11 protein-coding genes are annotated in these 11,159 nt (G+C 59.3%); 4 read left to right on the forward strand and 7 right to left on the reverse strand.

Annotated features, from left to right (window positions below; all coding sequences use genetic code 11):
- Positions 1-143: 143 nt before the first annotated feature.
- Entirely contained in the window at positions 144-1,127 is a 984-nt protein-coding gene (locus tag NW843_RS12395; protein ID WP_011433457.1) for a glycosyltransferase family 2 protein, read from the forward strand.
- Here the strand turns inward: NW843_RS12395 and NW843_RS12400 are convergent.
- Entirely contained in the window at positions 1,082-1,963 is an 882-nt protein-coding gene (locus NW843_RS12400; RefSeq protein WP_414523089.1) for an inositol monophosphatase family protein, read from the reverse strand. The two genes, NW843_RS12395 and NW843_RS12400, sit on opposite strands and share 46 nt — an antisense overlap.
- Before the next feature lie 136 nt (positions 1,964-2,099).
- Between NW843_RS12400 and NW843_RS12405 the strand changes: the two genes are divergently transcribed.
- The gene (locus NW843_RS12405; RefSeq protein ID WP_414523090.1) at positions 2,100-4,076 is read left to right on the forward strand and encodes a protein kinase domain-containing protein; all 1,977 of its coding nucleotides are present in this window, start codon (positions 2,100-2,102) and stop codon (positions 4,074-4,076) included.
- Between the two features lie 370 nt (positions 4,077-4,446).
- Here the strand turns inward: NW843_RS12405 and NW843_RS12410 are convergent, their stop codons facing one another.
- The 4 genes from NW843_RS12410 to NW843_RS12425 all read right to left on the reverse strand — a co-directional run bounded on the left by NW843_RS12410 (position 4,447) and on the right by NW843_RS12425 (position 8,642).
- Positions 4,447-5,970, reverse strand: coding sequence for a S10 family peptidase (locus NW843_RS12410; protein ID WP_414343926.1), 1,524 nt, complete (start codon positions 5,968-5,970; stop codon positions 4,447-4,449).
- Positions 5,971-6,054: 84 nt separating this feature from the next.
- Positions 6,055-6,648 carry a hypothetical protein gene (locus tag NW843_RS12415; protein ID WP_414523091.1) on the reverse strand — a complete coding sequence of 198 codons (594 nt, stop codon included), beginning with the start codon at positions 6,646-6,648 and terminating at the stop codon, positions 6,055-6,057.
- Between the two features lie 206 nt (positions 6,649-6,854).
- A complete protein-coding gene (thiL, locus tag NW843_RS12420; protein ID WP_414523092.1) occupies positions 6,855-7,877 on the reverse strand; it encodes a thiamine-phosphate kinase in 1,023 nt (340 codons plus the stop codon).
- A 114-nt stretch (positions 7,878-7,991) separates the two neighbouring features.
- Entirely contained in the window at positions 7,992-8,642 is a 651-nt protein-coding gene (locus NW843_RS12425) for a class I SAM-dependent methyltransferase (RefSeq protein ID WP_414412519.1), read from the reverse strand.
- Positions 8,643-8,755: 113 nt separating this feature from the next.
- Between NW843_RS12425 and NW843_RS12430 the strand changes: the two genes are divergently transcribed.
- Complete coding sequence (locus NW843_RS12430) at positions 8,756-8,974, forward strand: hypothetical protein (protein WP_414399141.1); 219 nt, start codon at positions 8,756-8,758, stop codon at positions 8,972-8,974.
- A 24-nt stretch (positions 8,975-8,998) separates the two neighbouring features.
- Here the strand turns inward: NW843_RS12430 and NW843_RS12435 are convergent, their stop codons facing one another.
- Both NW843_RS12435 and NW843_RS12440 read right to left on the reverse strand, forming a co-directional pair.
- A complete protein-coding gene (locus NW843_RS12435; RefSeq protein ID WP_414356806.1) occupies positions 8,999-9,853 on the reverse strand; it encodes an ABC transporter permease in 855 nt (284 codons plus the stop codon).
- 140 nt (positions 9,854-9,993) lie between these two features.
- On the reverse strand, positions 9,994-11,007 hold the full coding sequence (locus NW843_RS12440) for an ATP-binding cassette domain-containing protein (protein WP_414380813.1): 1,014 nt from the start codon (positions 11,005-11,007) through the stop codon (positions 9,994-9,996).
- On the opposite strand from NW843_RS12440, the gene NW843_RS12445 reads away from it, so the two are divergent.
- Positions 11,006-11,143 carry a hypothetical protein gene (locus tag NW843_RS12445; RefSeq protein ID WP_414415713.1) on the forward strand — a complete coding sequence of 46 codons (138 nt, stop codon included), beginning with the start codon at positions 11,006-11,008 and terminating at the stop codon, positions 11,141-11,143. The two genes, NW843_RS12440 and NW843_RS12445, sit on opposite strands and share 2 nt — an antisense overlap.
- Positions 11,144-11,159 lie beyond the last annotated feature (16 nt).

Consider the following 11,159-nt stretch of genomic DNA (forward strand, 5'->3'; position numbering starts at 1 on the left):
TTTCAGTATAGTTGAGCTTATTATTGACTAGAGTCATGCTCCTAAAAGCCCTCTAGCCTAACAGGCAGCGCGAACCCCTCCTCCCTGAAGCGTTTTGCTCAACTTTTGCTCTAAGGTTGCACGGCCATCTCCAGGGATCCCCGGTGTACATCAGCGTCATCATTCCCACCTACAACCGCCGTCCGATTTTGGAGCAGTGTCTGCGGGCCTTGGCGCAGCAACAGCCCGGCCCCTACGAGGGCTACGAGGTGGTGGTGGTGGACGATGGCTCCACCGATGGCACAGTGGAATGGCTGCAGAACAACCCCGTTGGCTTGCCCCAGTGGAAACTGTTGCAGCAGGAGCACCGCGGCCCCGCCGCTGCCCGCAACCTGGGGTTTCGCCACGCCCAGGGATCCCTCATCGTCTTTATCGACAGCGACCTGGTGGTGGTGGATCACTTCTTGGCCAGCCACGCCCAGATGCTGCGGCGGCACGGCGTTACAGGGGATCCCCGCTCCCCCCACGAGGCTAAGGTCTTCACCTACGGGCGGGTGATCAACACCAGCAATTTTCAGGATCCCCGCTCCGAACCCTTCAAGCCCACCGATTTTTCGGCAGCCTTTTTCGCCACCGGCAACGTGGCCATTGCCCGCCATTGGTTGGAGCTGGCCTGCGAAACCCCCGCCGGCCCCTTTGACGAGCGGTTTCACCTCTACGGCTGGGAAGACCTGGAGCTGGGGGTGCGGCTAAAACGTTTGGGCCTGCGCCTGGTCAAGTGCCCCCAGGCCACCGGCTACCACTGGCATCCGCCCTTTGAGCTGCAGCAGATCCCAGGATTGATTGAGCGGGAACGGCAGCGGGGCCGCATGGGTATTCTCTTTTACCAAAAACACCCCACCTGGGCCGTGCGCCTGATGATCCAACTGACGCCCCTGCACCAATTCCTGTGGGGCCTTTTATCCCTGGGGGGCTGGCTGAACGAGAAGCGGGTGGAACCGCTGCTGCGCTGGTTGATCCGGCATGGCCGCTCGCAGTTGGCCTTGGAGCTGTGCCGGATTTTTTTCCTCAACTGGTACAACGTGCAGGCCGTTTACGAAAGCTACAGAGCGATGAAGGCGCGAAATAAGGGGATCCACTCGGCTTGAGCTGCCACCAGGGCGGGGTAAGTGAGTCGGCCATAATCCTTGCCGGGAATGAGAGGCTGGCCGGGATCCGGATCGGCACAGCTCAGGGGTTCCCAAACGGCGCCGGCCCCCTTGACAATGGCCCACACTGCCGCCACATCCCAGATCTTGGGCGAGCGTTCTACCGCCCCCAAAAGGCTGCCACCGGCCACCGCCAGCAGGTTGTAGGCAGCGCCCCCCAACATCCGCGCTTTGCAAGGGAATTGCGGGCTAATCCAATGGCTGCTACGGGAACAGAAATTGAACAATTGGTTGGGGCCGGGTGAGGCGGTGCTAGGACGGATTGGCTGGGGACAGGCGGGATCCCGGTCGTGGCGGGTGAGAAAAGCTCCTGCTGCTGCATCTTCAGGAAACCGAGGCCAATAGCCGTAAAAAGTCTGGCGAATGGGCGGCAGATGGACACAGCCAAACACCGGCACGCCCCAATGCAGCAAAGCCAAGGAGCTGCCCCAAATGGGGATCCCACGGGCAAAATTGGTGGTGCCATCCAAAGGATCCACTACCCAACACCACTCCTTCTCGGGAAAAATGTGGTTGGACTCCTCGCTCAGATAACCGTGATCGGGGTAGGCAGCGGCAATGGCCCCTTGAAAAGCGCGATCCGCCCACTGGTCAGAAGAGGTTACCAAGCTGCCGTCGGCTTTTAAGGACTCCGTCCCGCTGGCGCGAACCGTAGGGTGGGCCTGGCCAAAGTCTGCCAAGAGCTGGGATCCCACGCTGGCCGTAGCCTGCAAGGCAAACTCGGTAACCTCCAGCCAGAAAGGGGATAGAGCAGCAGTTGCAGAAGGAGCACTCATGCCCCAATCCTAGCGGGATCCCTGGCTTTTGGGGTGGAAAAGGGGTCGCAATGGCAGCGGATCCCTCACCAGCAGGTTTTAAGCCCCTAAGCTGACTAGAATCATAGGTAAACTCCCCAGCTGGCCACCCTCCTCCATGAACCAGCGCCTGATTGGACAACTGATTGGCAACCGCTACCGGCTGACCCGCCACATCAGCGAGGGTGGCTACGGCAATGTGTTCGAGGCGGTGGATACCCAGCTCAATGACGAGCTGGTGGCCGTCAAGTTGTTGCGCCCGCCGCCCCCGGACATGGGCCCAGAGTACTACCAGCAACTGCAGCAACGCTTCATGGATGAGGCCAGGGTCAGCGCTCTGTTGGGCGAGCACCCCAACATCGTGCAGGTGCGCTCTTACGGCCTGTACCAAAACCAGCCCTATCTGGTGATGGAGTACCTGAATGCCAAACCCTACAGCGGCCAGGGGTTGGACTATGTGCTGGCTCGGGAAGGCCCCTTGCACCCAGAGCGAGTGGTGAACTTGGCTCTGCAAATTTGCTCTGCCCTGCACCACGCCCACAACTTTCAGATGGATCTGGGCAAGCACTCCATTCGCGGCGTCATCCACCGCGACATTAAACCCAGCAACATCTTTGTGCAGAAAGGGCCCGATGGGAAAGAGCGGGTCAAGATCCTGGACTTCGGCATTTCCAAGCTCATGGGGGAGACCTCTCGTGGCCTGACGCAGACGGGCTATTTTTTGGGCACGATGGTCTATGCCTCGCCCGAGCAAATGCGCGGAGAAAAGCTGGATGGCCGCTCCGACATCTACTCGCTGGGGGTGGTGCTGTACGAGCTGTTAACTGGTGCGCTGCCCTTCGAGCCGGATACCGACACCTTGCAAGGCTGGTACCACGTCCACAACTTTCAAAAGCCCCGCCCCTTCCAAGACCACAAGCTAGCCCACCCCATCCCTGCTGCTCTGGAGAGGGTCATCCTCCAGTGCCTAGAGAAAGACCCTGCCCTCCGCCCGGCCAACATGGAAGTGCTCGGCCAGCAGCTACAGGCTGTCTATGGAAACAAGATCGCCCCTCCTGCCCCGTTCGTTCCCTCAAGTTCATCTCCTGCATCTCCAGGTGTTCGTCCCCAGCGGATCCCGACCGGATTTGGCCAGCCGACTTCCCAACAGCCGATGGGTCGAGCCGCCCCAGACGAGGAAGAAAAGCTACAACGGGCGGCAAGGCTGATCGAGGCAGGCGAGTACAAGATGGCCGTCCATCTGCTCAATGAGCTGATCCAGAGCGCCCCCAACGAAGCCCGCTACTATCTCTACCGCGGTCTGGCCCACCAACGGCAGGGACATTGGGGCCTTGCCCAGATGGATTATCAAGGGGTGCTGCGGCTGGAGCCGGGTAACCCTTCAGCGGAACAGGGGCTGCGCGAGGTGGAACAGAAGGTTGGGCAGGAACATGTCAACAGCAAGTCCGGCTCTCATCTGTTGGATGCACCCCTGAATGCACCCCGCCTGGGCAAAGGGTCGGCGTTGAGTTGGCTCTTGGCCAATTTGGGGGCGGCTGGGATCGGCTACCTGGGGCTGGGGGCATCAGCGCCTCTGCTGGCGGCTTTGGGATCACTACAAGAAGCGGTGGCTGGAGCCGGCCTTGGCTTGCTGATGGGGCTGCTGCAGTGGCTGGTGTTGCGGCGGCAGGTTTCGGTGGGATGGGTGGCTGCAACTTTGCTGGCCACGGCTTTGGGCTGGGCGGCGGCGGATTTCCTCGCTCCCCAGGTGGGGGTAGCAACCTCTGCTTTTAACCCGACGGATCCCTGGCTCCAAAATGTCTTGCAGGCAATGGGAGATGCGCTGCGCGGTTTGCTGGTGGGGGTTGGCGTCGGTGGGCTGCAATGGGCCTTGTGGTCTCAGGGCTGGAAAGGTGGCCGGGCTTGGCTCTTGGCGGCAGTTGCCGAAGGGGCAGGATCGGCTCTGTTGATGGGTTGGCTGCTGGACAATACTACCTTGAACAGTTGGCTGCTGCTGATCGTGGGGCTACTGGCCAACACGCGCCCCCTTAGCGCAATGGTGCTTTTGAATTTGCGCCGGATCCCTCCTGTTCAAAGTCAACAACAAGCCCCTTAGCCCACAGGGATCCCATCTGAGTTCTCTCTCTCAAGAAGAGGGAAAGACAGGAATCAAAACCGCTCATTATTTTTCTCACGATTTTTCTCACGGTTACCGGGGAGCGCCGTGAGATCCCCAGCTCAGAGCTACGCGACTGGTTGTAGGGAGTAGGGTCGTTTGAGCTACTGAGAAAAGCCCTATGGCCCTGTGCATGCAACGTTTTGGGTGTGGGCCACTGTCCTGGCCTAAATTTCAAGAGGGCAAGGATGCACGCTATAGAGGAACTTTCTAGCGGAGCTATTGCACCGGCTAGTGTCTCATTGCCATTTGAATTGACTATAAGTGCTGCTGCAAAACCAGGAACCAGAATCCTCGCCCGGCGAGTATGTTATGACTCTGAGCTGGAAGCTGTTTTCGAGTAAAACTCACGCATTTCTGTAAACCACTCCAATCGCGAGGGATCCCAGGTGTAGAACATGTGTCCGCCGCGATAATGACGTAGGGTGAGGTTGGCCTTCAACCGCGGATCCAACTTCATCAAATCCACCAGGTGATTCGAGGCAAAGTAGGGCGTGACCAGGTCGTAAAAGCCATGATGAATGCTCACCCGCATGTGGGGGTTGAGGGCCATGCTGCTGCGCAGCTCGTCCATTGCCCCGATGAATCCTTGCTTAAACTCTCCTTTTGGGGTGAACCGCCAGGACTTGAACACCTCCAGGTTCAGTAGGTGATAGGTCAACTCCGTTTCCACCTGCAAGGTCTCTCGCAAGTGGCTGTTGATGGCTGCCGTGAACAGGCGATCGATCCCATCCAAGGTGGGATCGGATCCCTCGAAGGTAGGCCGATCCGGAAAGGGATCCACCGTGGTTACAGAAGCATCGTAGAGCCCCAGCACCAGTCGCTGCGACCGCAACAGCTCGCGGGCAAAACTGGCGATATCGATCCGCCCGCCTTTGTGGGCTACATATTCTGGAGATAGGCCGATCCCTGCTGCCATTTCCTGATACACCGCTTGCCGTTCTGCCTCTGGCATTGCCTCCCCCATGGCCAAGAGGGGCAGCAGACGTTGTCGGGCAAAGTGTTCTGCTTTGGGCAGCAGGATCTGCAAATCCTCCCCCCAGCCACACCGTCCATGATGGGCTGCTGTGGCCACATAGGAAGGGAAAAGGGCTGCCCAGGTGCTGAGGTTGTAATCGTTGGTCTCCAGCAACCCAAACTCAATCGCAGGCGAGATGAGAATGGCCCCCGACAGGCCCACGCCAAACTTGGATTGCAGCTCCTTGGCCAGCCGCGCCACCCGAAACCCACCGTAACTCTCGCCGGCAATGAAAATGGGGGAGAGCCAGCGTTTGTATCGGGAAAGAAAGCCCTGAATGAATTCTCCCAAGGATTGCAAATCCCGCTCCACATCCCAGAAGGGCGATTCCTTAGGAGGCTCCTCCGCCTTAGCATCCGGCTGAGGGGGCTTGGATGCCGGATCGGATTTCTCCCGGGAATCTTTGGGGTCTTGAGAATCCTTGGGCAGGGCGCGGCTGAACCCCGTCCCCACCGGATCGACAAAGACCAGGTCGGAAAAGGGCAACCAACTTTCGGCATTGTCCACCAGCCGCACCGGGGAGGGGGGCAAACTGCCGTTGGGCCCGAAGCAAATCCGTTTGGGCCCCAGCGCTCCCATGTGCAGGTAGGCAGAAGCTGCCCCAGGCCCACCGTTGAACACAAAAGTGAGAGGGCGGTGCTGAGAGGCGGAGTCTTGCTTTAGATAGGCGACGTGAAAGATCTCGGCCACCGGCTTTTCCCGCTGGAAAAGGGTCTGCCAACCGGCCAGCGCTCTGTAGGTAAAGCTCTCCTCTCCAGCCGTAAACCTGTGCTCGGTGGAGGAGAGGGGGGAAGTGGGCTTAGATTCAGTAGCCATGAAAACAGGGATCCGCAGTCTGATCCCCAGTGAATCACAAGTCGCCGACCCTCAACACTCCCAGAGGAATCTCCAAACGGCACCTCACAAAGTCAGCGGAGCTTCCAAAGTTAGATTGAAAGATTGGCCGGGGCGCAGCACCACCACCTGGGGAGCGGTAACATTGCCCACCACCACTCCGGTCGCGGCACCTCCCAGGACATTGCCCACTGATACTCTGCCCGTGATGGCCCCCAAAATGGCTCCCGCGGCTGCCCCAATGGCTGCATCCTGAGCGATGGCCTCAGCCGAATACTGACGGGGATCCTTTTCGTCGTGGAGGATGTTGGAGGAAGCCCGCAGGCTGTAGGTACGACCGCCGAGAACAATGGAAGTGCCGACAAAGCGGGATCCGCCCGGTGCAGGTTCCATCTGTCCAAAAACGCGGCTACCCGCCGGGATCACCAAGCGCCCCTGGCTGTCAAAAATGTTCTGAGTAACGGCCACTTCCAGGGGATAAACGGTGTCCGGGTAAAAGTATTGCGGCTCTTCGCTGCTCAGGCTGCCGACCGGGATAATCGTCCCCTGTTCAAGACGGTAGGCACCCAATTCAAAAAGCGGCTGAGCCGAACTCGGCAAGGGGGCCAACGCAGGGATCCCGGCCAGGCCAATAAGGGCTGCTGTTAAGATAGCTTTCATGAGTAGAGTCTCCAATGCTTCTCCAATCCAAGTTCTGCGGAGTTCTCAGCAGTTGCCTGAAGCTGTTCCAGGTCAATTTGCTTCCTTATCTCAACTTCTCTCCGCTTCTAGGTTACCGAATCCTTCCTGAAGCTTGTTTTCCCCCACAAGTAGATTTGTCTTCAACTGTTGGCAGTTTGGGTGACCATCCTGCAGCACAACGCCTCTTAGAAATGCTGGAAGGCTTGCTGACGACTGAGGGCTTGCCCGTCCTTCAGCCAGACGGTTCCCTGCGGATCCCAGCCTGTCACTTCTCCAATCCAAACGGCCCCTGGCAATTCTTCCAACAGATGCTTGGCCACCGACACCTCGGCACTGAGGAGCAGCTCAAAATCTTCGCCCCCATAAAGCGCCCACTCCCAGGCTTGGGCCGGGAAAGCCTGCCGCAAAGCTTTTGAAATCGGGATCCGCTCCACCTCGATCCTCGCCTCCACCCCACTGGCCTGACACACCTGCACCAGGGCATCTGCCAAACCGTCGCTGGTATCCATGCCGGCAATGCGCAAGGGATCCGGGATCCCTTCTAAGAGGGTCAACAGATCCAGTCGCGGGCGTGGGTATTGGTGAGCCCTGATCAACTGCTCGCGCTCGGCTGCCGTGGCTGAGGATCCCTGTTCAGGATGGAGAAGCAGTTCCAAGCCTGCCCGCGCATCTCCGTGGGGCCCTGTTACCACCAGCCAATCGCCGGGTTGAGCCCGTCTGCGCTGAATGGCCCGCCCCGGCTGCACCGATCCCAGGGCCGTGATTGCCACAAATCGATGCGGCGACCGACACAGATCCCCTCCCACCAGTTGGCATTCCCAGCGGGCGCAACAGTCCCGCATCCCTTGATAAAGCTCCTCCACCCAAGCAACCGGTGTGGAGCCCGGCAAGCCCAAACCCACCACCAACGCCTGCGGACGGGATCCCATCGCGGCCAGATCCGATAGATTGGCGGCCACCGCGCGCCAGCCCACCGCATGGGCCGGGGTCGTCAGATCGCTGAAGTGAACTCCCTCCACCAACACATCGGTTGTCACCACCAACTGCCCCTCCGGAGCAGCCAACACCGCCGCATCATCCCCCACCACCTGGGCCGGACAGTAGCGCTGCACGATCTGCAGCAGCCCTGCCTCCCCAATTGCCGAGATGGGTAGGGGGGAAGGATTGCCGTTTTGTGGGGAAGAACTGTCAGAAAGACCGGAGAACAAGACAGACCTCTGAGGGTAGCGAGGATAACACAGCTGCAAGATCTGGTGGATGCTGGAGTCTTGTTGGATATTTCCAAGGATCCCGCCTGCACGCCACAGGCAAGCTGGAGAATTCTACCCCGCCGTCCGCTGTCCAATCAGGGCATAGAAGGGATCCCCGCCTCCGCCTGCCCAAAAGCCCAGCCAACCCATAGGGGCAGGCCGCTGGATCACTTTCACCACCTCAAACCCCGGCACTGACTCAAAATAGCGCCTGACCAACTCCACCCGCCCCGCCTCGGAGTTGTCCCGCCAAGCCTGGATCGCCTTCTGGAAAAACATGCGATTGGAGAAGCTGACGATGAACAGGCCCTGGGGCTTTAGAATGCGATACACCTCTGCAAACACCTGCTCCGGCTGCTGCAGATACTGCACCGAAACCGTATTCAGCACCGCGTCGAAGGATTGATCAGGGAAGGGCAGACTTGGGTTTTGGTTCAAGTTTTGGATGAAGAAGTGATCCAGCCGGGGGTTGGCCGCCAGTTCCTCCGGGTTCATCCCATGCCCCTCCACATGGGCAAACTCCATCTCAGGCGGCAAATGGGAGACCCAACTGCTCATCAGATCGAGAATCCGAGTCTGGGGCCGCAGATGCTCGCGGTACAGATCGGTGAGCTGGCCGATGAAGCCAGAATCCACATGGGTCACAAAGCGGGGATAGCTGTAGAAGAGGGCATCGTCGCTGGGATCCAACTTGGAGCGCTGCCAATCCTTGAGCACCACCATGGCCGAATGATTTCAAAGCTTAATCAAAGCTAACATTTTGGAACCTTCAGAAAAGGGGCAGGCGTGATAGCTTAGCAGAGCAACGGTGGCAATTTCGCGAGGGACTCCTTGCCATGATGTCTGCATCTCACCCCTCGGCAGCGAGCCGTTCTTCTGCTGAGTCCGGCCTTGGCCTGCGGGAGTACGTAACCGAACTGCAGCTCCACATGGCCCTGCAGGCTCGCAGCCTTACCCCCTCTCTAAGCGTCTCCCCGGCTCAGGACAGCCCCCTGGCTCTGGTGCAGCAGGCACAGGCGGCTATGGAGAAGTCCGCTTCCCGCCGATGGCTTTGAGGGGCACAGCCTGGGCAGAGAGGCTCAGGCCAAACTTTTGCGCAACACCCCCTGCACCAGCAGAACCGACACTACGACAAACCCCGTCAAGAGGCCCAGGGATCCCGCCAGGGTGAGATCGCCCCAGGGAGCCTGCAGCACCACATCGGCCCAGCTCCAGCTATCGCTGCGGTAGACATGGCGAATGGGCTCGATGGCAAAGGTGAGGGGGTTGAGGCTGGCCACCCAACGCAGCCAGGTGGGCATAAAGCTCAGGGGAGCCAAGGCCGTGCTGGAAAAGATCAGGGGCAAGTTGACCAAAAAGATGAAAGCCAGCAATTGCTGGTGCCCCGGCATGGCAAAGGCCAAGCCCAAGCTCAGGGCCGTGAAGCCCAAGACCAACAGGCCCACGATCAAGGCCACCACCGCCAAGCCTGGCCCGTCGGGGATCCCGGCCCCAAGGGCGTAATCTGCCCCCACAATCACCGCCGTCTGCAGCAGCGCCAAGCTGACGATGAACAGGCTAGAGGCGAGAACAATGGAAAAACGAGAGGTGAGGGGAGCCACCAACAGCCGGTTCAAAAAGCCAAATTCTCGGTCGAAAATCACCGGCACCCCAGCATTCAAGGCTCCACCAAAAGCCGTAAACACAATGACTCCCGCCCCCAAAAACTGGGTGTAGTTTTGTCCGGCCCCGAAAATGCCGGCAGGAGCATTCTGAAACAAAGCCCCAAACAAAATTAGCCAGAGCAACGGCTGGATAATGCCAACCAGCAAGGTTGTGGGGCGACGCTGCAGTTGGATAAACAAGCGGCGCGTGAGGGCGAAGGTCTCCTGCCAAAAGTCAGCCGTCAAAAGGGGGATCGGGTTAGATTGAACCGGGGAAGAGGCAGAGGTCATACCCAAGCTCCTGTAGAGTTGTGATCAATGAATGTGTGATGAATGAATGCAGTATCTAATCCATCAACCAATACAACCAATAAATATCTCGATATGCCTTTGTACAGGGATCAATGGGGCTCGATCATGAGGGGATGAAGTTACTTTTTCTTTTTGCCCAGATTGGCCTCGGCAGCGGCCAGCTCCGCATCCATGAGGGTTTGCCCGGTTGCCGCCAAATACACATCATCCAAGCTGGGACGAGATTGGGTGCTGCTGAACACCTCCAGCCCATGAGCTTGCAAGTGAGCGCGGATCTGGCTGAGGGGATCCTCCCCATTCCGCTGCACCACCAGGTTCAGGGCGTTGCCCTGGGCGCTGTTGATCACCACCTTCTGGACAAAGGGCAGGGATCCCAGCAGTTGGGCACCCCGCTGGGCCAGTTCTGCCGGGGCAAATTCCTGCAGCTTGACGGTGATGCGCTCGCCGCCGACGCGGGTTTTCAGCTCCTCTGGGGTTCCCTCGGCGATCACCTTGCCCCGGTCGATGATGGCTACCCGATCCGCCAGCAGGTCGATCTCCTCCAGGTAATGGCTGCTGAGCACCACCGTGATCCCTGTGTTCTTGAGTTGGCGCAGAAAATCCCAGATGGCCAACCGACTGGGAATGTCCAGGCCCACCGTGGGCTCGTCCAAGACCAGCACCTGGGGTTGATGGAGCAGTCCTGCCGCCAGATCCAAGCGTTTGCGCAGCCCGCCGGAGTAGGTACCGATGCGCTGGTCGGCACGGTCGGTCAGCCCCAGCAGCTCCAGGACGGCAGCGATTCGCTCTTGGGCCAGGGGGCGCGGCAGGTGGTAGAGGTCGGCCTGCAACTGCAACAATTCTCGCCCGGTCAGCACCTTATCCAAGGCCACCTCTTGGGCGACAAACCCCAGTTTTTCTCGTACCGCTTTGGGGTTTTCGCTGGCCGGGATCCCGTACACCTCTATCCGGCCCGCATCGGGACGGAGCAAGGTGCAGAGGCAATGCAAAGTGGTGGTCTTGCCGGCTCCATTGGGGCCGAGAATGCCGTAGATCTGGCCGGGTTCCACCTGAAAGGAGACATCCGCCACGGCCACTGTGGATCCGTAGCGCTTTTGAAGTTGCTCTACCAAGACCGCAGGAGTATCTGACATGGGTATCCACATCTCGCTTCCTCTAGGCTATCAAGCCTGTTCGGGAGATGAGGCCAGGGATCGCCACCATTTCTTGCTCGTTGCCGCCAGCCCCCTAGGGATGGTGGGAGGTAAACTACCCGGCTCCGACCGCTAAGCGGTACGGAGCGGGC

The organism is Synechococcus sp. R5-12 (assembly GCF_047502655.1).
Lineage (GTDB): Bacteria > Cyanobacteriota > Cyanobacteriia > Thermostichales > Thermostichaceae > Thermostichus.